This window comes from Rhodanobacter sp. TND4EL1, from assembly GCF_054061035.1.
Map to the genome: position 1 here is coordinate 669,161 of NZ_JBSSDT010000001.1, position 24,346 is coordinate 693,506.

At 64.3% G+C, this 24,346-nt stretch carries 28 protein-coding genes; 15 read left to right on the plus strand and 13 right to left on the minus strand.

The window, feature by feature from the left end:
- Positions 1-7 precede the first annotated feature (7 nt).
- The 11 genes from ACVWWQ_RS03105 to ACVWWQ_RS03155 form a co-directional block, all read right to left on the minus strand.
- Positions 8-691: a MotA/TolQ/ExbB proton channel family protein gene (locus ACVWWQ_RS03105; RefSeq protein WP_133950043.1), complete on the minus strand. Its 684-nt coding sequence runs from the start codon at positions 689-691 to the stop codon at positions 8-10.
- A 98-nt stretch (positions 692-789) separates the two neighbouring features.
- Positions 790-3,102, minus strand: a complete 2,313-nt coding sequence (locus tag ACVWWQ_RS03110; RefSeq protein ID WP_133950041.1) for a DNA internalization-related competence protein ComEC/Rec2 — start codon at positions 3,100-3,102, stop codon at positions 790-792.
- A gap of 126 nt (positions 3,103-3,228) precedes the next feature.
- The gene (lolD, locus tag ACVWWQ_RS03115) at positions 3,229-3,942 is read right to left on the minus strand and encodes a lipoprotein-releasing ABC transporter ATP-binding protein LolD (protein ID WP_457383295.1); all 714 of its coding nucleotides are present in this window, start codon (positions 3,940-3,942) and stop codon (positions 3,229-3,231) included.
- Complete coding sequence (locus ACVWWQ_RS03120; RefSeq protein WP_133950039.1) at positions 3,935-5,176, minus strand: lipoprotein-releasing ABC transporter permease subunit; 1,242 nt, start codon at positions 5,174-5,176, stop codon at positions 3,935-3,937. Before ACVWWQ_RS03120 ends, lolD begins: the two co-directional genes overlap by 8 nt.
- A gap of 96 nt (positions 5,177-5,272) precedes the next feature.
- Positions 5,273-5,710, minus strand: a complete 438-nt coding sequence (locus ACVWWQ_RS03125) for a protein YgfX (protein ID WP_133950037.1) — start codon at positions 5,708-5,710, stop codon at positions 5,273-5,275.
- Entirely contained in the window at positions 5,682-5,930 is a 249-nt protein-coding gene (locus tag ACVWWQ_RS03130; RefSeq protein ID WP_133950035.1) for an FAD assembly factor SdhE, read from the minus strand. The genes ACVWWQ_RS03125 and ACVWWQ_RS03130 overlap by 29 nt, the downstream gene beginning before the upstream one ends.
- 101 nt (positions 5,931-6,031) lie before the next feature.
- Positions 6,032-6,814 (minus strand): succinate dehydrogenase iron-sulfur subunit, encoded by a 783-nt coding sequence (locus ACVWWQ_RS03135; protein ID WP_099651952.1) that lies wholly within the window; start codon positions 6,812-6,814, stop codon positions 6,032-6,034.
- A gap of 97 nt (positions 6,815-6,911) precedes the next feature.
- The gene (gene sdhA / locus ACVWWQ_RS03140; protein WP_133950033.1) at positions 6,912-8,699 is read right to left on the minus strand and encodes a succinate dehydrogenase flavoprotein subunit; all 1,788 of its coding nucleotides are present in this window, start codon (positions 8,697-8,699) and stop codon (positions 6,912-6,914) included.
- Positions 8,700-8,722: 23 nt separating this feature from the next.
- Complete coding sequence (sdhD, locus tag ACVWWQ_RS03145) at positions 8,723-9,127, minus strand: succinate dehydrogenase, hydrophobic membrane anchor protein (protein ID WP_133950031.1); 405 nt, start codon at positions 9,125-9,127, stop codon at positions 8,723-8,725.
- The gene (gene sdhC / locus ACVWWQ_RS03150; protein ID WP_099651949.1) at positions 9,124-9,519 is read right to left on the minus strand and encodes a succinate dehydrogenase, cytochrome b556 subunit; all 396 of its coding nucleotides are present in this window, start codon (positions 9,517-9,519) and stop codon (positions 9,124-9,126) included. Before sdhC ends, sdhD begins: the two co-directional genes overlap by 4 nt.
- Before the next feature lie 86 nt (positions 9,520-9,605).
- Positions 9,606-9,773, minus strand: coding sequence for a DUF1674 domain-containing protein (locus ACVWWQ_RS03155; protein WP_099651948.1), 168 nt, complete (start codon positions 9,771-9,773; stop codon positions 9,606-9,608).
- A 274-nt stretch (positions 9,774-10,047) separates the two neighbouring features.
- Here ACVWWQ_RS03155 and ygfZ point away from each other — a divergent pair, with 274 nt between their 5' ends.
- Positions 10,048-10,722, plus strand: a complete 675-nt coding sequence (ygfZ, locus tag ACVWWQ_RS03160) for a CAF17-like 4Fe-4S cluster assembly/insertion protein YgfZ (protein ID WP_457383296.1) — start codon at positions 10,048-10,050, stop codon at positions 10,720-10,722.
- Positions 10,723-11,194: 472 nt separating this feature from the next.
- Positions 11,195-11,629 (plus strand): cell wall hydrolase, encoded by a 435-nt coding sequence (locus ACVWWQ_RS03165; RefSeq protein ID WP_457383297.1) that lies wholly within the window; start codon positions 11,195-11,197, stop codon positions 11,627-11,629.
- Positions 11,630-11,725: 96 nt separating this feature from the next.
- Here ACVWWQ_RS03165 and ACVWWQ_RS03170 read toward each other — a convergent pair whose 3' ends face one another.
- Both ACVWWQ_RS03170 and ACVWWQ_RS03175 read right to left on the minus strand, forming a co-directional pair.
- The gene (locus ACVWWQ_RS03170; RefSeq protein ID WP_133950029.1) at positions 11,726-12,220 is read right to left on the minus strand and encodes a glycine zipper 2TM domain-containing protein; all 495 of its coding nucleotides are present in this window, start codon (positions 12,218-12,220) and stop codon (positions 11,726-11,728) included.
- Positions 12,221-12,253: 33 nt separating this feature from the next.
- Positions 12,254-12,844, minus strand: coding sequence for a glycine zipper 2TM domain-containing protein (locus tag ACVWWQ_RS03175; protein WP_133950924.1), 591 nt, complete (start codon positions 12,842-12,844; stop codon positions 12,254-12,256).
- A 167-nt stretch (positions 12,845-13,011) separates the two neighbouring features.
- On the opposite strand from ACVWWQ_RS03175, the gene ACVWWQ_RS03180 reads away from it, so the two are divergent.
- From ACVWWQ_RS03180 to ccmD, 13 genes are all read left to right on the plus strand, one after another.
- Positions 13,012-13,782, plus strand: a complete 771-nt coding sequence (locus ACVWWQ_RS03180; protein WP_133950027.1) for a TatD family hydrolase — start codon at positions 13,012-13,014, stop codon at positions 13,780-13,782.
- 79 nt (positions 13,783-13,861) lie between these two features.
- On the plus strand, positions 13,862-14,386 hold the full coding sequence (locus ACVWWQ_RS03185; RefSeq protein ID WP_133950025.1) for a MarR family transcriptional regulator: 525 nt from the start codon (positions 13,862-13,864) through the stop codon (positions 14,384-14,386).
- Between the two features lie 11 nt (positions 14,387-14,397).
- Positions 14,398-15,876 (plus strand): efflux transporter outer membrane subunit, encoded by a 1,479-nt coding sequence (locus ACVWWQ_RS03190; RefSeq protein WP_133950023.1) that lies wholly within the window; start codon positions 14,398-14,400, stop codon positions 15,874-15,876.
- A complete protein-coding gene (locus ACVWWQ_RS03195) occupies positions 15,863-17,062 on the plus strand; it encodes an HlyD family secretion protein (protein WP_099651941.1) in 1,200 nt (399 codons plus the stop codon). Before ACVWWQ_RS03190 ends, ACVWWQ_RS03195 begins: the two co-directional genes overlap by 14 nt.
- A gap of 14 nt (positions 17,063-17,076) precedes the next feature.
- Positions 17,077-18,630 carry a DHA2 family efflux MFS transporter permease subunit gene (locus tag ACVWWQ_RS03200; RefSeq protein ID WP_099651940.1) on the plus strand — a complete coding sequence of 518 codons (1,554 nt, stop codon included), beginning with the start codon at positions 17,077-17,079 and terminating at the stop codon, positions 18,628-18,630.
- Between the two features lie 88 nt (positions 18,631-18,718).
- Positions 18,719-19,216: a polyhydroxyalkanoate synthesis repressor PhaR gene (gene phaR / locus ACVWWQ_RS03205; protein WP_099651939.1), complete on the plus strand. Its 498-nt coding sequence runs from the start codon at positions 18,719-18,721 to the stop codon at positions 19,214-19,216.
- A 127-nt stretch (positions 19,217-19,343) separates the two neighbouring features.
- Positions 19,344-20,105 (plus strand): acetoacetyl-CoA reductase, encoded by a 762-nt coding sequence (gene phbB, locus ACVWWQ_RS03210; RefSeq protein WP_133950021.1) that lies wholly within the window; start codon positions 19,344-19,346, stop codon positions 20,103-20,105.
- 76 nt (positions 20,106-20,181) lie between these two features.
- A complete protein-coding gene (locus tag ACVWWQ_RS03215) occupies positions 20,182-21,588 on the plus strand; it encodes an FAD-dependent oxidoreductase (protein ID WP_133950019.1) in 1,407 nt (468 codons plus the stop codon).
- Positions 21,581-21,988 (plus strand): DUF3293 domain-containing protein, encoded by a 408-nt coding sequence (locus ACVWWQ_RS03220; protein ID WP_133950016.1) that lies wholly within the window; start codon positions 21,581-21,583, stop codon positions 21,986-21,988. Before ACVWWQ_RS03215 ends, ACVWWQ_RS03220 begins: the two co-directional genes overlap by 8 nt.
- 61 nt (positions 21,989-22,049) lie before the next feature.
- Positions 22,050-22,685, plus strand: a complete 636-nt coding sequence (gene ccmA, locus ACVWWQ_RS03225) for a cytochrome c biogenesis heme-transporting ATPase CcmA (RefSeq protein ID WP_099651935.1) — start codon at positions 22,050-22,052, stop codon at positions 22,683-22,685.
- Positions 22,678-23,370, plus strand: a complete 693-nt coding sequence (gene ccmB / locus ACVWWQ_RS03230; RefSeq protein ID WP_133950014.1) for a heme exporter protein CcmB — start codon at positions 22,678-22,680, stop codon at positions 23,368-23,370. The genes ccmA and ccmB overlap by 8 nt, the downstream gene beginning before the upstream one ends.
- A 9-nt stretch (positions 23,371-23,379) precedes the next feature.
- Positions 23,380-24,138 carry a heme ABC transporter permease gene (locus tag ACVWWQ_RS03235; protein WP_133950012.1) on the plus strand — a complete coding sequence of 253 codons (759 nt, stop codon included), beginning with the start codon at positions 23,380-23,382 and terminating at the stop codon, positions 24,136-24,138.
- Positions 24,139-24,143: 5 nt separating this feature from the next.
- Positions 24,144-24,341, plus strand: coding sequence for a heme exporter protein CcmD (gene ccmD / locus ACVWWQ_RS03240; protein ID WP_199107255.1), 198 nt, complete (start codon positions 24,144-24,146; stop codon positions 24,339-24,341).
- The last annotated feature ends 5 nt before the right edge of the window (positions 24,342-24,346 follow it).

The following is a 24,346-nucleotide window of genomic DNA, read 5'->3' on the forward strand; positions in this document are numbered from 1 at the left end:
GTAGGGCTCAGCCCACGCCGGGCGCGGTCGGCGCCGGCGCGCGGCGCGGTCGTGCGGGCACGCTGGCCGCGCTGGCCGCGCTGGCGGCGTTGGCGGCGTTGGCCGGCGTGAGCGTCAGCTCGTCGAGCAAGGCGGTCGCCTGCTTTTCCATGTCCACGCAATAACCGGCCACGCGTGAACGGAAGTAACGGTGCAACACGTACGCCGGAATGGCCACGGTGAGGCCCGAGGCCGTGCAGATCAATGCCTCGCCGATGCCACCAGCCATCTTGGCCGGGTCGCCAATGCCGCCGGCCATCACTTCCATGAACATGCGGATCAGGCCGATCACGGTGCCAAACAGACCCAGCAGCGGCCCGATCAGCGCGATCGTGCCCAGCGTATTGAGGTAACGCTCCATCCGGTGCACGACATGTCGCCCGGTGTCCTCGATGCGCTCCTTGATGATCTCGCGCGGCTGCCGGCGCACGGCCAGCGCTGCGGCCAGCAGTTCGCCCAGCGGCGAGCCGCTGGCCAGCGTGTCGAGATGCTTCGGGTCGAGCTGCCCCGCGCGCGCCCACTGGCGCACTTCCTCACCCAGGCCGGGCGGCAGCACGGATTTGCGGCGCAGCGTCCAGCAACGTTCCAGCACGATCGCCAGAGCGACCGCCGAGCAGATCAGGATGGGCACCATCGCCCAACCGCCAGCCATCAGAATTTCCAGCACTTTTCGACCCCAATATGCGACCTGACAGGAAGCGCGCATGATAGCAGTCTGACCCGGTCGTACTGCGGCAAGCGTGGCATTCCTCACTCGCGCCAGTAACGCGAGTGTTGCAGACGCCAGCCCGGCTGGCGGCGTGGCGCGGCGTTCTCCGGAAAATCCAGCGCCATGGCACCTTCCACCGCCGTGTTGAGCAACGGCACGTTGGCGGCGGCGTATCGCGCGACAATCTCCGGCTTCGGATGACCGAAACGGTTGTGCCAACCCGCCGAAACGATAGCGATGGAAGGCCTTGTGGCAGCAATGAAGTCGGCGCTGGATGAGGTCTTGCTGCCGTGATGCGGCACCAGCAGCACTGTTGGCGGACCGCTGCCCAGCGCTGCTGCCACCCGCGGCTCCACCGCGGAACTGATGTCACCGGTCAGCAGCAGCCGGCCGGACCTGCCCTCCACCAGCAGCACACAGGAGCTGTCGTTGTCGCGGCCGCCTCCGTCCCGGGTCGGACTCAACACGCGAAAATGCACACCGTTCCAGGTCCATGCCTGACCGACCGCACATTGCTGCATCGGCACGCGCATGCGCGTCGGCTCGCCCGCGTAGCGAGTGGCTTGCGGGAACGCCTCCGCAACCGTCTGGGCACCGCCGGCGTGGTCATTGTCGCCATGACTGATCATCAGCATATCCAGTCTGGTAATGCCAAGTGCATGCATTGAGGGCAATACGGCCGCCTCGCCCAGGTCGAACCCCGACGGATAACGGGCACCCGCGTCGTAGACCAGCACGTGATCGCGCGTACGCAGCAAAACCGACAGACCCTGCCCGACATCCAGCGCCCACATCTGGAACGCGCCTTCCGCCGGCGACGACAACGGTGGCCGCAGCAACGGCAGGAACAACAACAGACCCAACCAGCGCAATGGCACGCCACGGGGCATGAACAACCACAGCGCGCCCAGCACCGCCAGCAGCAAGGCGTACGGCTGCACCGCCGGCAGGTACCAGTGCGCGCCCGGCCAGGTCGCCATTTGTTCCAGCAGCCACCACTGCGCATGCGCGATTCGCGCAGCCAGCCACAACACCGGTGCGGCCAGCGGCGGGCACAGTGCCAACATCAGCATGCCGAACAATGCACCCGGCACGATCACGAAACTGACCAGAGGCACCGCGACCAGATTCGACAGTGCACCAACCAGCGAGGCCTGGCCAAAGAACCACATGGTCAGCGGCAGCAAGGCCACCGTCATCACCAACTGGCCCGCCGACAGTTCGTGCAGAAACGCTCGCAGGCCACGTCCTCGCGCTTGCAGGCACAGCATCAAAAAGCCCACGCCGACGAAGGACAACCAGAAGCCGGCCGCCAGTACCGCCAGCGGATCAACCAGCAGGATGGCGATCATTGCCAGCGCCAGGGACTGCGCACCACTGCTGCCTCGCCGGCTGCACCGAGCCAATGCCACCACCGCAATCATCAGCAAGGTGCGCACCGTCGGCAGGCCGAAGCCGGCCAATGCGCTGTAGATTCCCGCCACCAGCAGAGCCGCCGCAGCCTGCGCTTGCGGGCGCGGCACATGCAGGCCCAGGCCCGGCCAGAGCGCATAGAGCAAGAGCGCCAGCCAGATGCCGAACACCGCAGCCACGCCGACATGGAAACCGGAGATCGCGATCAAGTGCGATACGCCATTGGCGCGTGCCACCGCCCAGTCCTGCTGCCGCAAGCCGCGCGTATCGCCCACCGCGAAGGCCTGCAGCAACGTGGCATCGTGGTGGTCATCGACCCGCTCGGCGATGCCGCGCGCGACTGCATCGCGAACCACATTGATACACCAGCGCCGGCCTACTTGTGGGCCGTCCAGCAACTTGTTGTCCGGATCATCGCGCACGTAACCGGTCGCCACGATGCGTCGCTCCAGGGCGGAACGCTCGCTGTCGGCAGCTCCGGGATCCATCAATCCACGCGGCCGCTTCAGGCGCAGGGTGAGCCGCCAGCGCGAACACGGCCGCAGCGGCGGCGCATCGTCATACCAGGACACGGTAACCCGGCCACGCAACGCGACCGGCTGGCCATCCAGCGTGGTGCGCTCGACGCGCAAGGTGAAACGGCTGGCATCGGGATGGGCCAGTGGCAGGTCCGCTATCGTGCCGGTCACCGCAAGGTCGACGCCCTCGAGCGCCCGAGGCAGGCGCGCCTCCATCGCCATGCCGCCATGCCAGGCGGCCCATGTCATGCCGAACAGCAGGCAGGCCAGCCAGCGCCAGCGCGGACAACGCCAGGCCAGCACGATCAACATTGGCAGCGAAAGCGCCAACCACCCGCGCGACGGAAGTTGCGGCAGCCATTGCACCACCAGCACGCCAAGCAACAAGGCCAGCGCCGCGCTGATCGCCGTGAGTCGCCCCATGCCCCGCCCCGTTCCTTCCTGGAAGGATTCGAGCCTAGCGCGGAGAGCTCGGCGGCGAAGATGAAAAACGTGTAGGCGCGCGCCGGAAAAGACTGCCCCAACGCGCGCCCTGCAGCAAGGGCAGGCTCAACCGCGCGGAGCTTCCTGCAGGCTGCCGTTGTGCAACACGAGGGTGCGGTCCATCTTCGCGGCGAGGCGCGGGTCGTGGGTGACCAGCACGAAACTGGTGCCGATCTCGCGGTTGAGCTCCAGCATCAGCTCGTAGACTTGCGCCGCATTGGCCTCGTCCAGGTTGCCGGTGGGCTCATCGCCCAGCACGCAGGCAGGCTTCGTGACCAGCGCACGCGCTACCGCGCACCGCTGGCGCTCGCCGCCGGACAGTTCGGACGGCTTGTGGTGCGCGCGCCCGCCCAAGCCAACGCGATCGAGCAGCACCGCTGCCTCACGCTCGGCCTGCGCGATCGCCGTGCCCCGGATCAGCAGCGGCATGCACACGTTTTCCAGCGCCGTGAATTCCGGTAGCAAATGATGGAACTGGTAGATGAAACCGAGCGAGCGATTGCGCACGCGGCCGCGTTCGGCGTCGGACAGTGTCGACAGCACCCGGCCATCGACCTCCACCTCGCCGGCGGTCAGCGTGTCCAGCCCGCCGATGATGTGCAGCAGCGTGCTCTTGCCCGAGCCCGAGGCACCCACGATCGCCATGGTCTGGCCGCGCTTCAGGGTGAAGCTGACGTCGCCGAGCACGTCGGTACGCAAGCCGCCTTCGGCATAAATCTTGGCTACGCCAGTGGCGCGCAGCACGTTTTCGCTCTTGTCGTTCATGACGGTCTTATTCATAACGCAGCGCCTGTGCCGGCTGCGTGCGCGAAGCGCGCCACGCGGGGTAAAGGGTAGCCAGCAGCGAAAAGGCGAACGTCAACAAGGCCGTCCAGCCCACGTCATGCCAGTCCAGCCGGCTTGGCACTTCGCTGATGTAGTAGACGTCCGGCGACAGGAACGTCACATGGAAAGTATGTTCGATCCACTTGATGATGCCGGGCAGCTTCCACGACAGCAGTGAGCCGAAGCCGACGCCGAAAGCGATACCGACGAAGCCCACCAGCACGCCCTGCACCATGAACATGCCCATGATGCTGCGCGGCGTCGCGCCGAGCGTGCGCAGGATGGCGATGTCGGCCTGCTTGTCGGTGACCAGCATCATCAGCATCGAAACCAGGTTGATCACCGCCACCAGGATGATCAGCGACAGGATGATGAACATCACCATCTTTTCCATCGACAGCGCGGCGAACAGATTTGCGTTGGTGTCCATCCAGGTTTGCACACGGTACACCTGGCCCAACTGGTCGGCCAGTTCGCGCGCGACCGGACGCGCGTTGAAGAGATCGTCGAGCTTCAGGCGGATGCCGGTCGGGCCGCTCAGGTCGTTGAGCTTCTCGGCATCGCCCATGTTGACCAGCGCCAGGCCTGAGTCGAATTGCTCCATGCCCAGCGCGAACGTACCGACCACATGGAAACTGCGCATGCGCGGCACGCTGCCCATCGGCGTGGCGCGCAACTGCTGCACTGCCATGGTGACGCGATCACCGACCCCGACGCCCAGGGTCATCGCCAGCTCGCGTCCCAGCACGATGTTCCAGCTTCCCGGCGTCAGCTCACTGAGCTTGCCTTCGAGCATGTGCTTGCCGATATCGACCACTTTCGATTCCTGCGCCGGATCAATGCCGCGCACCACTGCGCCGCTGGAGCGCCGCGCCAGGAGCATGGCCTCGCTTTCGACATAGGGTGCCGCGCCGAGTACATGCGGGTTGGCTTCCGCGACCTTCAGCGCGCGAGGCAGGTCCTGCACGCTTTCGCCAATGCCGGAGACGGTGGCATGCGACACCGCACCCAGAATGCGCGAACGCATCTGATAGTCGAATCCGTTCATCACCGACATCACCGTGATCAGCGCGATCACGCTGACCGCGATGCACACGATTGATACGGTGGAGATGAACGAGATGAACTGGTTGCGCCGCTTGGCGCGGGTGTAACGCAGGCCGATGAAAAGTTCTAACGGTCGGAACATGGGCGGGTCGCTTGTGGGATCGCTGGGCAGGCCGCCCGGTCGTTCATTATCAGGTATTCGATCAGACCCTGCTGACCGCCGGAAGTTGCCGCACTGTCAGAGTCGCGGCACTGCCTCGCCCGGCTGGATCGTGGCCAGCCGCATGCGCAGGCGGCGGCGAATGTCCGCATCGCTGTTGTCCGGACCCAGCACCAGTACCTGGACGCCCTGCTCGTCGGTGCACAGCCGCAGCAGGATGAAACCGCCGAGCACCCGAAACGAGCCCAGCGTCGCGGGAACATCTTCGTGATTGCGCAGCCGCAAGGTCCAGGCCTGGTCCGCGCTCCACCCAGCCGCCGCGACGGCTCCGGCGGCCAGACGGCGCAGCGCCATCGATGTCGCCGACAGCACCAACGCGCCCAGCAACACTTTCGACCACCACGGGATCATGCTCGACAGAGTCGCCAGCAAGGCCAGCGCGGCAAGCAGGATCAGCGCGCCGCGCAGGAACGGCGATGGCCGGTATTCAAAGCCGATGGCGGGCGCGGATGTCATCGATGATCACCTGCCAGTCCGCCCGCCCAGGCCGCGCGTGGCCCATCACCCAGTCCCACAGGTCCGGGTCCTGCACATCGAGCAGTTCATCGAAAGCCTGTTGCTGCGCTTCGTTGGCATCGGCAAAACGTTCGTCCAGCCAGCCGCCGAACAGGGCGTCGAGCTCGCGGGTGCCGCGGCGGGTGCGCCAGCGCAGACGCTTGAGACGGGATTCATCCATCATTGACTCGACCGTAGCCTTGACCGTGAAAGTGTAACTTGTGCGCCTAAACGCGACAGGCCGCACATGGCGGCCTGTCGCGGCAAAACGATGTCGGCGCATCAGGCCGAACGCCGCTCCACCATCAGCTTCTTGATCTCCGCGATCGCCTTGGCCGGATTCAGACCCTTCGGGCAGGTGCGCGTGCAGTTCATGATGGTGTGGCAGCGATACAGTTTGAACGGGTCTTCCAGATCGTCCAGGCGTTCGCCGGTGGCTTCGTCACGGCTGTCGACGATCCAGCGATAGGCCTGCAGCAGGATCGCCGGGCCGAGATATTTGTCACCATTCCACCAGTAGCTCGGGCAACTGGTGGAGCAGCAAGCGCACAGAATGCACTCGTACAGGCCGTCGAGCTTCTTGCGCTCTTCCGGCGATTGCAGCCGCTCGCGATCCGGAGCTGTGCTTTGCGTGCGGATCCACGGCTTGATCGACGCGAATTGCGCGTAGAAGTGCGTCAGGTCGGGAATCAGATCCTTCACCACCGGCATGTGCGGCAGCGGGTAGATCTTCACGTCGCCCGTGGCAACGCTGTCGACCGCGCAGATGCAGGCCAGCGTATTGGTGCCGTCGATGTTCATCGCGCAGGAACCGCAGATGCCCTCGCGACAGGAGCGACGCAACGTCAGCGTGGGATCGATCTCGTTCTTGATCTTCAGCAGTGCGTCCAGAACCATCGGCCCGCACGACGCCATGTCGACCTCGTAGGTGTCGATGCGCGGATTCTGCCCGTCATCGGGTGACCAGCGATAGATGCGGAAGGTACGGGGCTTCTTCGCATCCTTGGCCGGATAGTGCTTGCCCGGCTGGATCTTGGAATTCTTGGGGAGCGAAAACTCTGCCATGTGCTGAACCCTTCGACTTTCTGCACGGGGGCTTGCGCCCCGACCGTGCAACTTGATGATGTCCATGCCGCGATGCGACCGAAGCCGCCTCGCGGAATCAGTAAACGCGCTTCGCCGGCGGTACGGCCTTGACCTCGTCGGTCATCGGATTCATGTGCACGGGACGGTAATCGAAGCGCGGCTTGCCCGCCTCGTCGACCCACGCCAGGGTGTGCTTCATCCAGTTGACGTCGTCGCGCTCGGGGAAATCCTCGCGTGCATGGCCACCTCGGCTTTCCTGGCGCTGCTCGGCGCCGTACATGGTGGCAACCGCCTGATCCAGCAGGTTGGCCAGCTCCAGCGTCTCGATCAGGTCGGAGTTCCACACCAGCGAACGGTCGCTGACGCGCACATCCTTGAACGAGTCACGCACGGCGGAGATCTTCTCGCAGCCTTCCTTCAAGGTCTTGCCGGTGCGGAACACCGCCGCATCGCTCTGCATGGTGCGCTGCATTTCCAGTCGGATCTGCGCGGTCGGCTTGCTGCCGTTGGCGTTGCGCAGACCATCGAAGCGCGCCAGCGCCTTGTCCAGCACATTGGCCGGCAGGTCCCTGTGCGGCGTCTCCGGCTTGATCAGCTCGGCGCAGCGATGCGCCACGGCGCGACCGAAGACCACCAGATCGAGCAGCGAGTTGGAGCCCAGACGATTGGCGCCATGCACGGACACGCAAGCTGCCTCGCCGATCGCGAACAGCCCCGGTACCACCGCATCGACGTCATCACCACGCTTCTGCACAACTTCGCCGTGGTAGTTGGTGGGAATGCCGCCCATGTTGTAGTGCACGGTCGGAATGACCGGGATCGGCTGCTTGGTCACGTCCACGCCAGCGAAGATGCGCGCCGACTCGGCGATGCCCGGCAGACGCTCGTGAATCACGTCCGGACCCAGGTGCATCAGGTTGATGAAGATGTGGTCCTTATGCTCGCCGACGCCGCGACCTTCGCGGATCTCCAGCGTCATCGCGCGGCTGACCACGTCACGCGAGGCGAGGTCCTTCGCGCTGGGCGCATAGCGCTCCATGAAGCGCTCGCCCTCGGAGTTGGTGAGATAACCACCTTCGCCGCGCACGCCTTCGGTGATCAGGCAGCCGGCACCGTAGATGCCGGTGGGATGGAACTGCACGAACTCCATGTCCTGCAACGCCAGGCCGGCGCGCAACACCATGCCGCCGCCGTCGCCGGTGCACGTATGCGCCGAAGTGGCGCTGAAATAGGCGCGACCGTAGCCACCAGTGGCCATCACCACCGCGTGACCGCGGAAGAAATGCAGGGTGCCCTCGTTCATGTCCAGGGCGAGCACGCCGCGGCAGTTGCCCTCGGCGTCGAAGATCAGGTCGATCGCGAAATATTCGATGAAGAACGTGGCGTCATGCGCCAGCGCCTGCTGGTAGAGCGTGTGCAGGATCGCGTGACCCGTACGGTCGGCCGCGGCGCAGGTACGCTGCGCGGTGCCCTTGCCGTAATGCGTGGTCATGCCGCCGAACGGACGCTGATAGATCTTGCCTTCCTCGGTGCGCGAGAACGGCACGCCGTAATGTTCCAGCTCGATGATCGAAGGGATCGCCTCGCGGCACATGTACTCGATCGCGTCCTGGTCACCGAGCCAGTCGGAACCCTTTACGGTGTCGTAGAAATGGAAGCGCCAGTCATCCTCGCCCATGTTGCCGAGCGCGGCTGAGATGCCGCCCTGCGCAGCCACGGTATGCGAACGCGTCGGGAAGACCTTGGTGATGCACGCGGCCTTGAGGCCCTTTTCGGCCAGACCGAAGGTGGCCCGCAGCCCGGCACCGCCAGCGCCGACCACGATCACGTCATACAGGTGTTGCTGAATCTTGTAGCTTTCCATGAACTCTGGCCTCGCGTCTTGTCTTATGGGGTCAGCGCAATGCGCAACACGGTCAGTACACCAGCCAGAGCGCCCAGCACCGCGAGGAACTTGATCGCCACCATCAGGATGACTTCCTTCCAGCGGGTATGCACGTAATCCTCGATGACCACCTGCAGGCCAAGCACGGCATGCCAGAACATGGTGACCACGAAGGCGATCAGCAGCAGCGCGTTCCACGGTTTGGCCACGGTGGCGCGAGCGGTGGCGTAGTCCGCATGCAGCAGACACAGCACGGTGACCACAAACCAGATGCCGAGCAGCACCAGTGCGGCGGCGGTGACGCGCTGTGTCCACCAGTGCTCGACGCCAGACTGCGCCGAGCCAAGGCCGCGGGCGATCTTCAACGGGTTGCGTCGATCCTTCACGACGACATTCTTGGCGCTCATGCCGCACCTCCGGCCGTCAATACATAAGCCCACACGATCACCGTCAGCACCAGGCTGCCGATGATCGACAGCCAGCTGGAACGCACGAACTGGGGAATCGAGTAGCCCACGCCGGCGTCCTGCACCAGATGCCGGATGCCGTTGCACAGATGATAGAAAAGCGCCCAGCTCCAACCCAGCATCAGAATCATGCCGATCGGGCTGCCGATGATGCTCTTGAAATGGTTGAAGCTCTCCTCACCCGTGGCCAGATGCATCAGGCCACAAACCACCACCAGGGTGCCCACCGCCAGCGCGATGCCGGTGGCACGGTGGGTGATGGAGGTCATCATCTGCACCTGTCTCTTGTAGATGCCCAGGTGGGGTGAGAGCGGTCGTTGCGTGTCTGCCATGGCGGCTATCCTGTGTGGAATCGCTGATGTCCATGCCGCCTCTGCCCTGACCCTTGCACGACGGCGACGAGCGCCGGCGCGAACGTTCAGAAGTCGATGCAGCGTCCATTCTTTTCCCAGTCACCGTAACGCGTGGGATCGGGGGCCGCTCGTTCCGACGAATCCTTTTCCGATGGCGTAGCCGCAGGCACGTCAGAGGCCTCCGTCGGAACGGATGCAGGATGGGTTTCGGCGTGAGAAGTGGTATTGGACATGGTTTTGGTAAGCCGATAAAGGTTAATACTTGCGGCAGTGCAGTACAACCATGCGAGCCCGCGTGGAGCGGGTGCATCCTTGATCCATGTACTTGTGTCCCGACACCTTCACCCCCATTCATGCTGCCTCATGACGATATCACTTCCCGCCGAAACCCTGCTGATCGAAGGCCCTGATGCCTCGGCCTTTGCACACGCACAATTCAGCAGCGCGGCCTCCTCGCTTGCGGTTCGCCAATGGCAATTCAGTGCATGGCTGGATCCCAAGGGACGCGTGCTGGCGCTGTTCCATCTTGCGCGACTCGCGGAGGACCGTTATCTGCTGCTGCTGCGTGGCGGCAGCGCCGCATCGATCGTCGAGGCGCTGCGTCGCTTCGTGTTTCGCTCAAAAGTACGGATCAACGCCCTTCCCCCGCGCGGCCTGGCTACCGGGCCCGCGCTTCCATTCGGAGCAGTGACGACAGAGGTGCCTGATGCCAGGGACGACGACACGCTGCTACTGGGCTGCGAATCGCACAGCCTGCTTGTCACGCGCGGGTCCGTTGACGACGCGTGGCGCACGCCAGAACTGTGCAATGGCTGGCCATGGCTGGCGGACGCGTGCCTCGGCGAATTCTTGCCGCCTGCCTTGTCTCTGCAACGCCTGCAGGCAGTGGTTGTCGACAAGGGTTGCTATCCCGGTCAGGAAATCGTCGCACGCATGCATTTCCGCAACGGACACAAGCGACATTTGCATCGCGTCACATTGTCGCAACCCGCCCAAGCTGGCGACGCACTGCGCACCCATGATGAAGAGGCTGGTTGCGTGCTCGACGTGCTCATCACGAACGCGTCCGTCGAAGCTCTGGTCATATTGCGTGATGATGTGGCGACAGCCGCAAAGGAAGGTTCCATGGTGTTGTTCAACGACAACATCGCCCTGAGCATCATCTCGTCCTGGCCCGCTTGAAACATCAGTCCATCCCTTCACGATTTTCAGAATGGTACGTGTCGACCAAATGTGAGCGTCGGCTAAACTTGAACCCCCCGGCACTTGCCAGCGGCCCGTTCGGCCACTAGGCTCCGCCGATCGAATATCGCGGCGCCCGGAACACGAGGGTGTCGATTTACGCGACGAACCGGATGAATTCCGAATCGGCGCGACCCGGCAGCCATACCGCCGGATGAAACAACGCCTCGCAACCAACGAGTGCGCCCAGTCGCAGGCAATACGGCCAAGAACGCCGCGCAAGGCCCGACCAGAACCAAATCCCCCGAACGACCTGACGGTCGCTCGACCGCCACAATCCCGTGGCAAAGCGCCATGTCCACAAGTTTCGGCCATGACGACAGATCCAGGTGGAACGGCCTGCCCGCCCGTCCACCGCAACGGCACATGAAGCTGCTTCTGCTTCCTGTGTACAGCACGCTGGAGGCAGAACATGAAACTTTCCATGCTGTTGTGGCTGACTACCTTGATGCCGCAACCCGTCGCCGACCAGGCTTGCCTGGCCACCACGGTGTATCTCGAAGCACGCAGTGAACCCGTCAACGGCCAGCTTGCCGTGGCGGAAGTGGCCTTGCGTCGCCGCGATCGCGGACGCTGGGGCGAAACCGTCTGCAAGGTCGTGACGTCCCCTCACCAGTTCGCCACCACCACCACGCCCGGATCGTTCGAGATCACCAACCTCGAAGCTTTCAGCAAGGCATGGAAGGTGGCGGGTACGTCGCTTCACAATTGGCAATTGCCGGTTGCGCAACGTCGCATGCTGGTACCTCGCGCAGATCATTTCGCAACAACCGCCATCTCGCCCACCTGGTCGCACAACCGACCCAGCGTCACGATCGGCGAACACTCGTTCTACGCCGTGAACTGAGCGCAGAAACGTCAACAACAACAAGATAGCAAAAAAGGCCCTCTTTCGAGGGCCTTTTCATTTGGACGTCCGGACGTCCATTCAAAACATGACCGATCAGCGAGCGTAGACGTGATCGCCTCGGACTTCGACATAGTCGCCATTGCGCACACCAGGATTTTCCCGCTGCGTCACAGTGGCGTACTGTCCGTTGTCCAGCCGAACGACGATGCGGAAAGCCACATCACTGCCTCCATTGCGCTTGCCGACCTGGTTACCCACCACGCCACCAGCGACGGCACCTGCCACCGTGGCAGCCTTGCGGCCATCACCCTTGCCCACCTGATTGCCAAGCACGCCGCCGGCAACAGCGCCGATGATGGCACCCAGGGTGCCACCATTGCCGCTACTGCCGTCGGTGTAGACCTGCTGCACTTCCTGCACCACGCCACAAGACTGGCAACGAGCATTGCTGCCGTAATTGCCCTGCTGCGACTGATAGCCACCGTTGTATCCGCCGTTGTTGCCATACGGTCCCGTGGCGCAACCGGCCAAGGCGAGGCCGCTGGTAAGTGCCGCGGCCAATGCAAGTTTGCTGGTCAGTGCATTCATTGAGTCAGTTCCTTTTTCGGGGGATAGGGGATTTCAGCGAGCGTCGGATACAGCGGTGACGCCTTCCTGAACCTGCACGCGATCGCCAGGGTCGTGATCCATGCGCACGGTACGAGTGACGCCGTTGTATTCATAACGCACGTCGTAACCCACGATTTTCGTGCTGCTGTTGTTGACGGTTTCGCACTTGCGCTCGACCGTTGAAGTCACTTGACCATGCTGCCTGCTGGCCTGGATGCGGTTGCCGGCATAGCCACCACCGACGGCACCCGCCACCGTCGCAAGAGTCTTGCCTTTGCCACCGCCAACCTGATTGCCTACCAGACCGCCGACCACCGCACCAATGGCGGTGCCGGCAATGCGATGCTCATCCTTCGGCGGCGCAGTGTGAGTGACGGTCTCGTCGTGACAGACCTGCTTGGGATTGTTCACGCTGGAACGAACCGGGTTGACGCTGACCACCCTTGCGTACTTCACGCCGGCGTCCGTGTTGGCGGCCGCGGCGCCCGCGTCAGCGGCGACATTCGAAACGCCCGCGTCAGCGTTGCGGTTGCATGCGGAAACGCCTGTCGCCAATACCGCAGCAATGGCTATATTGAGAACATTGATCGTCAACCTTTTCATAACAACCTCTCCTCTGTTTTGTTTCGATGACTGTGCCAGCGGGTGTATACGCAATAACATGCGCGTTCATTGAACCTTGCTTCAACTGAATCGCAGTTAGCTCACTCCCGATGCATTATCTTCACGTCGACTTCGCAGATCTCTCGGCTACGACACGAAAATCAACCATGCCCAAAGTCGCCGACAGCCACGTACATCTCAATGACCCCGCCTTCGATGTCGATCGTGACCAAGTCATTGCCCTTGCCCTGGCAGCCGGCGTGGATACCATGGTCGTGCCATCGGTCGATGCCGCCAGCTGGCCCATCATTGACTTGTTGTGCAAACGCCATTCGGCCTTGCATCCGGCATGGGGGCTCCATCCGGTTTTCCTGAGCCATCATGAGCCTGCGAATGTGCAGGCACTGTCTTCATTGCTGATCAGCCAAAGACCGGTGGCGATCGGGGAGATCGGACTCGACTTCCACCGAGATGACCTGGACGCCGAGGTGCAACGCCAATACTTTGCACGCCAACTGGAGCTGGCCCGTGAACATGACCTGCCGGTGATCGTGCATGCTCGCAAGGCGCTGGAGGAAGTGATTCACACCCTGCGCCGCCACGCCGGATTGCGCGGCGTCGTACACAGCTTTTCCGGTAGCGAACAGCAGGCCCGCCAGCTTTGGGAAATGGGCTTCCATCTCGGCATCGGGGGACCGGTGACCTACGAGCGAGCACAGCGGCTGCGTCGCATCGTGGCGGGCATGCCGCTGGAATTCCTGCTGCTGGAAAGCGACGCGCCCGACCAGCCCGACTCAGCCCACCGCGGCGAACGCAACGAACCCGTTCGAGTGCTGCTGGACATCCTGCCGTGTGTGGCTTCGCTGCGCGGCGAGTCCATCGAACATGTCGCCCGCGAAACACGAGGCAACACCCGCAGGCTGTTTGCCATCACCTGATTCTGAGCGGCATGAAAGACTTGCGCCCGTCCGCAGCCTGCTGATATTTTACTTCACTGGTGAAATATGAGTCAGTGAAATGGCGCCGCTGAAGCAGTGCATCCTGATGATGGACGAAGGCATCGAACGGGTAAGCGGAATCATTCCGCAGATGCCCGCAGTCGAGGCGCGCCTGTGCCGCTTGATGCTGATGCTGGGCAGGGACATCGAGGAAGAGCTCGAGTCGGAATTGAAGCCCAACAAGCTGAATCACAGCGAATTCCTCACGCTGATGATTCTTTACAGCCGCCCCGACGGCACCTCGACTCCCGGCGAACTCTGCGAATACACCAATCAGGGCGCGACCAACATGACTCGCATCGGCAACGCGCTGGTCAAACGCGGACTGATCGTTCGTGCCGCCAACGCGAGCGATCGCCGCCAGGTGTTGATACGCATCACGCCCAGCGGGCGACGCATGGTGCAGAAAATGCTGCCGCCGATGTTCCCGCGCCTCACCAGCTTGTTTGCCGGCTTCAGCAACACTGACAAACGCCATCTCGACCGTCTGTTGCGCAAACTGGCAGGCAATCTCGACCAGTTGAACGAAAGCCGCCCGTCATGAAGGAAACCCTGATGAAGCATGCCCCGCGCTGCCGTCACGCCGTGCTTGCCGCCGCGATCGTGTTGATACTCGCCGGCTGTGCACGCGCACCGGCCAAGATGGATGCACCAACGCTGCGCGATGAGGCGCCACTGGCCGGACTCCAAACACCCGTCCGCGCCGGCTGGCCCAGCAGCGACTGGTGGCGCCAGTACGACGATCCGCAGCTGAACAATCTGATCGATCGCGCGATGCAGAAGTCGCCCGATCTCGCCTTGGCACAAAGTCGCGTGCAGAACGCCGAGCAGTCAGCCCGGTTGGCGGCGGCCCAACTCGGCTTGTCCGTGAACGGCAGCGCGCAGGTTGCACGTACGCGGATGAGTGACCACGGCTTGATCCCCAGCAAGTTTCTGGGCTTCAGCTGGTACAACCAGGCCGACCTCGGGGTCCAACTGGAATACGACTTCGACTGGTGGGGCAAGAAGCGGGCCACCATGGAGGCGGCACTGGATCAGGCCCGCGCTGCCCAGGCGCAGCGCAGCGCAGCGGCATTGGCCATCCAGTACGCCATCGCCGACACCTACTTCGGCTGGCAGGCGGACCAGGCGCGTTTGCAACTGGCTGATCGTCTGCTAGCCACCCAGCAGCAATTCACGAAGATCGCCGAGCTGCGGGTGCGCCAGGGCGTGGACTTGCCCGACGACGCACAAAAGGCACGTGCGCAACTTGCCGGAGTTCGCGAGATGCGGGTGGCGCTGGATGGCTCGGCCAAGATCCGTCGAGTCGCGCTGGCTTCCCTGCTGGGCGTCGCGCCCGCCGATCTGCCCGAACTGCAGGTACGGCCGCTACCTGCCGTCGCTGGCGGCGTTCCGGAGAACGCCGGCCTCGACCTGATCGCCCGCCGACCCGACATCGCTGCCAGCCGCTGGCAGGTCGAAGCGGCGCTGAAGCAGACCGACGCGGCACGCGCCGAATTCTTTCCCGACCTGAGCATCAAGGCTCTGGCCGGGCTGTCCAGCATCGACATGGGCAAGTTGCTTACCGCCGGCAGCCGCACATTCGCGCTGACACCGGCACTGCACCTGCCGATCTTCAATGGCGGCGCGCTCCAGGCCAATTACGGCGTAAGCAAGGCTCAGCTTGACGCGGCGGTGGCGCAGTACAACAGCACCGTGCTCACTGCGGCGCGCGAGGTGGCGACTCAATCACTTGGCGCCGAACAAATCGCCGCTCGCCAGCGTGAACAACAACGCCAGCTTGATGCCGACCAGATATTGCTGGCCAACGCGAAGGCGCGCGCTCGCCAGGGCGTTCGGGACCTGCGTGAAAGCCTGGGTGCACAAGCCACGCTGTTGCAGCAGGCCGACGCCGCAGCCCAATTGCAAGCCCAGGCAGTCAGCTCGGACCTTGCCTTGATCAAGGCCCTCGGCGGCGGCTATCGCACTGCCGATGAAACCATCCCTTCCACTTCTTCTCACCCTTCCGGAGCTGCCGACCATGAGCGCCACTGAATCCGAAACCTCGGTCGACACCAACGACAGCGGCATGGCCGCGAAGAATCCGGCAAAGCGTCGCCGTGCGCTGCTGATCGTCGGCGCCGTCTTCGTGCTCGCCGGCCTGGCCTGGTTCCTCCTGTGGCTGTTTGTCTTTTCCACGCGTGAGAAGACCGACAACGCCTACGTGGGTGGCAATCAGGTGGCGATCTCCGCGCAGGTTCCGGGTACCGTGGTGGCGATCCTCGCTGACGACACGCAGCGAGTCGAGGCAGGTCAGGTGCTGGTGAAGCTCGACGGTACCGATGGCGAGACACGACTGGAGCAAGCCCGCAGCGCTTTGGCGCAAGCCGTGCGCGGCGTCAGTCAACAGACCAGCTCGGCCACCGGCGCTGACGCCCAGGTGACGGCGGCCCGACTCGACCTCAAGAAGGCCCAGGCCGACCTGAAGCGCCGTGTGCCGCTGATCGCCGCCCAGGCGGAGTCACCGGAGATCGTGCAGCACCTGCGCGATGGCGTGCAGCAGGCCCAGGCGGCGGTGGATGCCGCCGAGGCCCAGGCCGCTGCCGCCCACGCAGCGATCGAAGGCACCGATGTGGCACAGAATCCGTCGGTGCTGCAGGCCCGCGCGAATTTCCGGGCGGCCTGGGTAGCCGCCCAGCGCAATGCCATCTATGCGCCGGTTTCCGGATATGTGGCGCAGCGCAGCGTGCAGCTTGGCAACAGCGTGGGCGCTGGCCAGCAGCTGATGACCGTGGTGCCCCTGCACGACCTGTGGGTGGATGCGAACTTCAAGGAAAGCCAGTTGCGGCATATCCGCATCGGCCAGCCAGTGAAGGTGGTCTCGGATGTGTATGGCGATGATGCCGAGTTCCACGGCAAGGTGATCGGTCTGGGCGCCGGCACGGGCAGCGCGTTCTCGCTGCTGCCGGCACAGAACGCCACCGGCAACTGGATCAAGGTGGTCCAGCGCGTGCCGGTGCGCATTTCGCTGGACAACAAGGAACTGGACAAGCACCCGCTGCGGATCGGGCTTTCCACCGAAGCCACCGTCGACATCACCGATGACAAGGGCAATGTGCTGGCCACCGCGCCGACCACCCAGCCGGTGGCACAGACCGATGTGTACGAGCAGATGGCCAGCAAGGCGGATGCGGAAGCCGAGCAGATCATCAACGCCAACCTGCCCCGCACGGCTCACTGAGCCGGGTCCCGCCGATGTCCGCCACCCCGAATGACGCCACGCCACTGAAGCCGCTGCAAGGCGGCGCGCTGGTCCTGCTGACCATCGCGGTCGCCTTCAGCACCTTCATGGAAGTGCTGGACATGACCATCGTCAATGTGTCGGTGCCGCACATTGCCGGCAGTCTCGGCGTCAGCCCCAGCGAAGGCACCTGGACGATCAGCTCCTACGCGCTGGCCAGCGCAATCATGCAACCGCTGACAGGCTGGCTGGCACGCCGCTTCGGCGAGGTGCGCACCTTCATCGCGTCGGTCGGGCTGTTCGTGTTGTTCTCGATGTTGTGCGGTCTGGCCACCAGCATGCCGATGCTGGTGATCTGTCGATTGCTGCAGGGCGCCGGCTCGGGCCCGATGGTGGCGTTGTCGCTGGCACTGCTGCTGTCCAGCTATCCGAAGGCGAAGCAAGGCATTGCGCTGGCGCTGTGGGCGATGACCGTGGTGGTGGCACCGATCTTCGGTCCGATCCTCGGCGGCTGGCTGACCGACAACCTGTCCTGGCCGTGGATCTTCTACATCAACGTGCCGGTGGGGTTGCTGGCGGCAATCATCACCTGGGCGCTGCTGCGCAAACGGGAAACGAAGACCTTCAAGGCGCCGATCGACCTCATCGGCCTGACCCTGCTGGTGGTCGGCGTGGGCGCGCTGCAGTTCATGCTGGACAACGGCAACGACAACGACTGGTTCTCCTCGCCGATGATCCTGACGCTGGGACTGATCGCGCTGATCTGTCTGACCTTCCTGATCGTGTGGGAGCTGCACGCCAAGCATCCGGTGGTCGACCTGTCGCTGTTCAAGCGACGAAACTTCACCGTGGCGGTGGTGGCCTTGTCGCTGGGCATGATGGCGTTCTTCGGCATCAACGTGGTATTTCCGCTGTGGCTGCAGATCACGCTGGGCTATACCGCCACCTGGGCCGGGCTGGCCAGCGCGCCGGTGGGTGTTCTGGCGTTCCTGATGGCACCCATCATCGGCGCCAACATCCAGCGTCTGGAACTGCGCGCAGTGGTGACGTTTGCCTTCATCGTGTTCGCGGTCACGTCATTCTGGTTTGCCGGTTTTGACAGCCAGGCTTCGTTCGGCACGCTGGTGCTGCCGCGCTTCGTGATGGGCATCGGCATTGCCTGCTTCTTCATTCCGCTCAACCAGATGTACCTGTCGGGGCTGCCCGCGGATCAGGTGGCGAGCGCCTCGGGCCTGGCCAACTTCTGCCGGACGCTGGGCTCGAGCATCTCCACCGCGGCCACGGTGACCTTGTGGCAGCACCGCGGCGATTACCATCACGCGGTACTGACCGAGCACATCACTCCGGCAACGCCGGCAGCCACCAGCTTTCTGCAACGACTGCAGCATGGCGGCTTTTCGCCAACGCAGAGTCTGGGCATGGTCGACAACCTGATCACGCGCGAAGCGTTGACCCTTGCAGTCAACGATGTGTACCTCGTCTGCGCGGTGATGTTCCTCGCGTTGATTCCGCTGTTGTGGTTTGCCAGGCCACCCTTTGGCAATGCAGGGGGTGCCGTCGGGCACTGAGTCATCGGAAATGCTGCAGTCTTGCGCTGCAGCATGGGCGCGGTCCGGCGACTGGTGCGGCGCAATATCTTCTGCTAGCTTGTGTCGCATGGCACAAACCAAGCGCACCATCAAGAAGTACCCGAACCGTCGTCTCTATGACACGGAAATCTCCAGTTACATCACGCTGGAGGAAGTCCGTCAGCTGGTGCTCGACAACGAGAATTTCGAAGTCCGCGACGCCAAGAGCGGCGAGGACCTGACCCGCTCGGTCCTGCTGCAGATCATCTCCGAGCACGAGGACAAGGGGCAGCCGATGCTGTCACCCCAGTTGCTCAGCCAGATCATCCGCTTCTATGGTGATTCGCTGCAGGGCTTCATGGGTCCTTACCTGGAGCGCAGCCTGCAGGTGTTTCTTGATCAGCAGACCCAGTTTCGCAGCCAGCTCAACAGCCTGATGGGGCAAACCCCCTGGAACACGCTGAACGACCTGACCGAGCGCAACATGGCGGCCTTCCAGGCGATGCAGCGTGGCCTGATCGACACCGCGGCCCAAGTGATCCCCACGCCGGCTGCCGGTACCCGCAGCGGCAAGAAGTCCGGCTGATTCCCACCCGGCCAACGGCGCGCATCGACGCGCCGTTTGTTTGTTCACTGCTGCTTTCCCTGATCAGCTCGCTGCAATACAGCACGTGTTGCCATGCCGCATGATCATGCCCATGGATTGATAACCGATGAGCCAGCCCGCCCTTCCCCAACGCGTTGCACTGGTCACCGGCGGCATCGGCGGCCTGGGCACGGAAATCTGCCGTCAACTGGCCCAGGCCGGTCGTCGGGTGGTCGCGCTGGATCTGGCCTCGCGCAGTGAGCGCGTGGCCGCATTCCATGCTGAAGTGTCCGACTTCAACGGCGACATCACCTTCGAGCCGGCCGACGTCAGCGACTTCGACCGGTGCCAGCAACTCGTCTCGCGCCTGGAACAGCAGCACGGCAACGTGGACATCGTAGTCAACGCCGCCGGCATCACCCGCGATGCCAGCCTGCGCAAGATGACCCCGCAGCAATGGCACGAGTTGATGCATGTGAACCTCGACGGCGTGTTCAACCTGTGTCGAAACGTGGTCGAAGGCATGACGGCACGCGGTTTTGGCCGCATCGTGAACATCAGCTCGGTCAACGGCCAGACCGGCCAGTTCGGGCAGACCAACTACTCCGCCGCCAAGGCCGGCGTGCACGGCTTCAGCATGGCGCTGGCACGCGAGACGGCGCGCAAGGGCGTCACCGTCAACACCGTGTCGCCCGGCTATTGCGACACGCCGATGGTGGCAGCGGTGTCCGAGGACATCCGGGCGCAGATCATTGCCGGCATTCCGGTCGGCCGGCTCGGCTCGCCGGCCGACATCGCCCGCGCGGTGGCCTTCCTCAGCGCTGATGACGCCGGCTACATCACCGGCGCCAACCTGCCGGTCAACGGCGGCTATTTCATGAGCTTCTGAGCCCCTGCACCTCCGCGAGATTGCAGTCGCGGGCCGCTTCGGGAACAGTGGGCAGACTCCCTCCACGGATCGCAGCATGGCGCAGCAACAATCCATCACCCTCATCGGCGGCGGTCTGGTCGGCGCGCTGCTGGCCCAGCAACTGGCGAATCGCGGCTTTGCCGTCGACGTGTACGAGAAGCGACCCGATCCGCGGCTGGCCGGATTCCTTGGTGGCCGATCGATCAACCTTGCGCTGGCCGAACGCGGCCTGCAGGCTTTGCGCATGGCCGGACTGGCCGACGACGTGTTGCAACGGGCGGTGATGATGCGCGGCCGCATGGTGCACGATCGCGACGGCCACAGCGGCCTGCAACGCTACGGCGTGGATGACAGCGAGGTGATCTGGTCGGTCTCCCGCGGCGCCCTGAACATGCTGCTGCTGGATGCGGCCGAGGCGGCCGGGGCGACCTTCCATTTCGGGCAGGCGCTGGTCAGCGCCGATTTCGATCGGCGTCGCACCCGGCTGGCCGATGCCGACGGCGTCGAACGCGAAATCGACGTGGGCCTGCTGATCGGCGCTGACGGCGCCGGCTCCGCCCTGCGCGCCGCCATGAACACGCATGCACTACTGGGCGAGCGGATCGAGTCGCTGGGCCATGGCTACAAGGAGCTGGAGATTCCTCCGGCAGGCGAGCTGCCACAGGCGGTGCTGCAACTCAGCGGTGGTCGCGATCAGTACGCACTGGAGCCCCACGCGCTGCATATCTGGCCGCGCGGCGGCTATATGTGCATCGCGCTGCCGAATACCGAAGGCAGTTTCACCGTGACCTTGTTCCTGCCCGGCCAGGGTCCCGCACCCAGCTTCGCCACCTTGCCCGACGCGGACGCCGCGGCGACGCTCTTCAGCCGGCAATTCCCCGGACTGCTGTCGCTGATTCCGCGCTTTGCGGAGGACTTCGAACAGAATCCGGTCGGTACCTTGTCGACGCTGTATCTGGAGCGCTGGCACCTCGATGGCCGGGCTCTGCTGCTGGGCGACGCCGCCCACGCCATCGTGCCGTTCCACGGCCAGGGGATGAACTGCGGCTTCGAGGACACCGTGGTGCTGGCGAACCTGCTGGCCGAGGCGCCCGGCGACAGTGCCGAGGTGTTCGCCAAGTTCCAGCGCGTACGCCAGCCGGACGCCGACGCGATCGCACAGATGGCCCTGGAAAATTACGTCGAGATGCGCGATTCGGTGGCCGACCCGCACTACCTGGCCAAGCGCGAACTCGGCGCGCTGCTGGCCGCCCGCATTCCCACGCATTACATGGCGCGCTACCGCATGGTCACCTTCACCCATGTGCCGTATGCCTACGCGCTTGAACGGGGCCGCGCGCAGGATCGTCTGCTGGAACAACTGTTGCGCGAAAACCCCAGCGTGAGCGCGATCGACATGGACGCCGCCGCACAACTCTTCGTCGCCTCGCTGGATCCGTTGCCGGCGCTGCGTCATGGATGAGGCCCTGCTCGAAGCGTTCCGCTCGACCGCCTACCACGTGTGCATCGACACGGTGAGCTGGACGACGATACGCGTCGACCTGCCCCTGCCCGCCCCGCTGGCCGACGTGGTCGGCCCACGGCCGTGGGCCTTCATCACTGCCTGGAACCCCCAGGCCCGGCGCCGCGCGCCCGCGGAGAACCTCGCCGCCCAACATGACCTGCTGGCCGCACTGAAAGCCCTGCCCGGCACCATCGTGATGCCGGCGATCGGCGTGGGCAGCAGCGGCTGGAGCGAGCCCAGCCTGTTCGTCATCGGCCTGGACATCGCCGCGCTGGACCCGCTGGCCAAAGCCCACGGGCAATTGGCGTACGTGCAGGGCGAAGCCGCCGGAGCCGCGCTGCTGCGCAGGCTGGATTGAGGGCTTCAGCGGCAGTGCGCCGCATGGACAAGCACCCACGCCATTGCGGACAATCGCGGGGATGACTGCCGCCAGTACCGCCGTGCCCCTGCTTGAAGCCCGGGCCTTGAGTTTCCATCGCCAGGACGAGCCGGTGTTCGCGCCGCTGGATTTCCAGTTGCACGCGGGCGAACTGGCGCTGGTCGAGGGCGACAACGGCAGCGGCAAGACGACGTTGCTGCGCATGCTGGCCGGCCTGCTCCATCGGGACGCCGGCGAGCTGTTCTGGCGCGGCGAACCCCTGCAGCGCGACCACTGCGCCGGCGACATCCTGTTCCTCGGTCATCAGCTCGGCCTGAAGGCGGACCTGAGCCCGCGCGAGAACTTGCGCATTGCCGCAGGCCTGCATGGCGCGCGCGAAGGCTTGGGTGTGGCTTCCGTACTCGCGGACATCGGCCTGCGCGGCTATGAGGACGAGCCGGTGCGTCGCCTTTCGGCAGGCCAGAAGAAGCGCGCCGCACTGGCCCGCCTGGTGTTGTTGCCGGCCACGCTGTGGCTGCTCGATGAACCCTACGCAAACCTCGACCGGATCGGCATCGCCTTGGTGAACGAACTGCTTGAGCGGCATACCGATGTCGGCGGCGCAGCGATGGTCACCAGCCACGGCACGGTCAGCTTCCACGGCGGCGAGCCGCGACGGATTCGCATGCATGGATAAGCCCTTGCCCGGCCTTGCCACGGCTTGCGCGGCGATGCTGCGGCGCGACCTCACGCTCGCCTGGCGCCGGCGCGGCGACATCGCCATGCCGGTGCTTTACGCACTGATCGTCACCATGCTGTTCCCGTTCGCGCTGGGGCCGGAGGACACCCTGCTCCAGCGGATCGCCGGCGGCGTGGTGCTGGTCACCGTGCTGCTGGCCATGCTGCTGGCGCTGGATGCGATGTTCTCCAGCGACATCGAGGATGGCTCGCTGGAACAACTGGTGCTGGCGCCGCAGCCGCTGGCGCTGATGCTGGGCATGAAAATTCTTGCGCACTGGATCACCACTGCGCTGCCGCTGATCGTGATCGCGCCGCTGATGGCCGCGATGCTGCACTTGCCGGGCGCAGTGATTCCGGTGTTGTTGCTGGCGCTGCTGCTGGCCACGCCGCTGCTCAGTCTGCTCGGTGCGGTACTGGTCGCGCTGACGGCCGGCACCCGGCGCTCTGGTATGCTGCTTGCCTTGATGTTGCTGCCTTTGTGCGTGCCAGCAGTGATCTTCGCGGCCGGCGCGGTAGCAGCAGCCCAACAGGGTTTGCCGTGGCTCGCGCCGATCAGCTGGCTGGCCGCATCCTTGGTGCTTGCCTTGGTACTGGCACCACTGGCCTGCGCGGCCGCCCTTCGTATTGCCCTGGACGCATGACGGTTCACCATGTCTAACTGGATCCCGCTCTGGTTGCACCGGCTGAGTTCGCCGCCAACCTTCTACCGCTTCGCGGGAACGCTGCAGCCGTGGGCCATGACGCTTGCGCTGCTGCTCGGTGCCATTGCGCTGTACGGCGGCCTGGTGCTGGCGCCGGCCGACTATCAGCAGGGCGATGCCTACCGGATCATCTTCATCCATGTGCCCAGCGCCTGGATGAGCATGTTCATCTACGCCGTGATGGGTGTGGCCGGCTTCATCGCGCTGGTCTGGCGGATCAAGCTGGCCGAAGTGGTGGCGATGGAATCGGCGCCGATCGGCGCGGCCTTCACCTTCATCACCCTGGTCACCGGTTCGTTGTGGGGCAAGCCGATGTGGGGCACCTGGTGGACGTGGGATGCGCGACTCACCTCCGAACTGGTGCTGCTGTTCCTGTTCCTGGGCGTGATCGGCCTGTACCACGCGTTCGAGGATCGCCGCCAGGGCGCACGCGCCGCGGCTTTCCTGGCCATCATCGGCATCATCAACGTGCCGATCGTGCATTTCTCGGTGAACTGGTGGAACACCTTGCACCAGGGCAGCACGGTGAACGTGTTCGGCAAGTCGACCATGTCCTGGGACATGCTGTGGCCGTTGCTGACGATGACCCTGGCCACCAAGTTCTATTACGCCGCCAGCCTGTTCCGGCGCGTGCGCACCGACCTGCTTGATCTCGAAGGCGGCAAGGATTGGGTGCGCAAGATCGCCGAAGACGAGGCCGACCGATGAGCGGCTTGCAAGCATTCCTCGCGATGGGCGGTTACGCCGCCTATGTCTGGCCGGCCTTCGCGCTGTTCTTTCTCGTGCTGATCGCCGACACCATTTCGCCGATCCTGCGTCGTCGTCGCGTGCTTCGTGAACTTCGCGCCCGCCTGACACGTCAGAGTGCACGTCGGGAACGCCACCCCATTCCACCTCCACCATCCCCCTGACCGGG

Bases quoted from the DNA above. Each gene is read 5' to 3' on its own strand.
- ACVWWQ_RS03105 (WP_133950043.1), bottom strand. From the start codon at position 691: ATGGCTGGCGGTTGGGCGATGGTGCCCATCCTGATCTGCTCGGCGGTC.
- ACVWWQ_RS03110 (WP_133950041.1), bottom strand. From the start codon at position 3,102: ATGGGGCGACTCACGGCGATCAGCGCGGCGCTGGCCTTGTTGCTTGGC.
- lolD (WP_457383295.1), bottom strand. From the start codon at position 3,942: ATGAATAAGACCGTCATGAACGACAAGAGCGAAAACGTGCTGCGCGCC.
- ACVWWQ_RS03120 (WP_133950039.1), bottom strand. From the start codon at position 5,176: ATGTTCCGACCGTTAGAACTTTTCATCGGCCTGCGTTACACCCGCGCC.
- ACVWWQ_RS03125 (WP_133950037.1), bottom strand. From the start codon at position 5,710: ATGACATCCGCGCCCGCCATCGGCTTTGAATACCGGCCATCGCCGTTC.
- ACVWWQ_RS03130 (WP_133950035.1), bottom strand. From the start codon at position 5,930: ATGGATGAATCCCGTCTCAAGCGTCTGCGCTGGCGCACCCGCCGCGGC.
- ACVWWQ_RS03135 (WP_099651952.1), bottom strand. From the start codon at position 6,814: ATGGCAGAGTTTTCGCTCCCCAAGAATTCCAAGATCCAGCCGGGCAAG.
- sdhA (WP_133950033.1), bottom strand. From the start codon at position 8,699: ATGGAAAGCTACAAGATTCAGCAACACCTGTATGACGTGATCGTGGTC.
- sdhD (WP_133950031.1), bottom strand. From the start codon at position 9,127: ATGAGCGCCAAGAATGTCGTCGTGAAGGATCGACGCAACCCGTTGAAG.
- sdhC (WP_099651949.1), bottom strand. From the start codon at position 9,519: ATGGCAGACACGCAACGACCGCTCTCACCCCACCTGGGCATCTACAAG.
- ACVWWQ_RS03155 (WP_099651948.1), bottom strand. From the start codon at position 9,773: ATGTCCAATACCACTTCTCACGCCGAAACCCATCCTGCATCCGTTCCG.
- ACVWWQ_RS03165 (WP_457383297.1), top strand. From the start codon at position 11,195: ATGAAACTTTCCATGCTGTTGTGGCTGACTACCTTGATGCCGCAACCC.
- ACVWWQ_RS03170 (WP_133950029.1), bottom strand. From the start codon at position 12,220: ATGAATGCACTGACCAGCAAACTTGCATTGGCCGCGGCACTTACCAGC.
- ACVWWQ_RS03175 (WP_133950924.1), bottom strand. From the start codon at position 12,844: ATGAAAAGGTTGACGATCAATGTTCTCAATATAGCCATTGCTGCGGTA.
- ACVWWQ_RS03180 (WP_133950027.1), top strand. From the start codon at position 13,012: ATGCCCAAAGTCGCCGACAGCCACGTACATCTCAATGACCCCGCCTTC.
- ACVWWQ_RS03185 (WP_133950025.1), top strand. From the start codon at position 13,862: ATGGCGCCGCTGAAGCAGTGCATCCTGATGATGGACGAAGGCATCGAA.
- ACVWWQ_RS03190 (WP_133950023.1), top strand. From the start codon at position 14,398: ATGAAGCATGCCCCGCGCTGCCGTCACGCCGTGCTTGCCGCCGCGATC.
- ACVWWQ_RS03195 (WP_099651941.1), top strand. From the start codon at position 15,863: ATGAGCGCCACTGAATCCGAAACCTCGGTCGACACCAACGACAGCGGC.
- ACVWWQ_RS03200 (WP_099651940.1), top strand. From the start codon at position 17,077: ATGTCCGCCACCCCGAATGACGCCACGCCACTGAAGCCGCTGCAAGGC.
- phaR (WP_099651939.1), top strand. From the start codon at position 18,719: ATGGCACAAACCAAGCGCACCATCAAGAAGTACCCGAACCGTCGTCTC.
- phbB (WP_133950021.1), top strand. From the start codon at position 19,344: ATGAGCCAGCCCGCCCTTCCCCAACGCGTTGCACTGGTCACCGGCGGC.
- ACVWWQ_RS03215 (WP_133950019.1), top strand. From the start codon at position 20,182: ATGGCGCAGCAACAATCCATCACCCTCATCGGCGGCGGTCTGGTCGGC.
- ACVWWQ_RS03220 (WP_133950016.1), top strand. From the start codon at position 21,581: ATGGATGAGGCCCTGCTCGAAGCGTTCCGCTCGACCGCCTACCACGTG.
- ccmA (WP_099651935.1), top strand. From the start codon at position 22,050: ATGACTGCCGCCAGTACCGCCGTGCCCCTGCTTGAAGCCCGGGCCTTG.
- ccmB (WP_133950014.1), top strand. From the start codon at position 22,678: ATGGATAAGCCCTTGCCCGGCCTTGCCACGGCTTGCGCGGCGATGCTG.
- ACVWWQ_RS03235 (WP_133950012.1), top strand. From the start codon at position 23,380: ATGTCTAACTGGATCCCGCTCTGGTTGCACCGGCTGAGTTCGCCGCCA.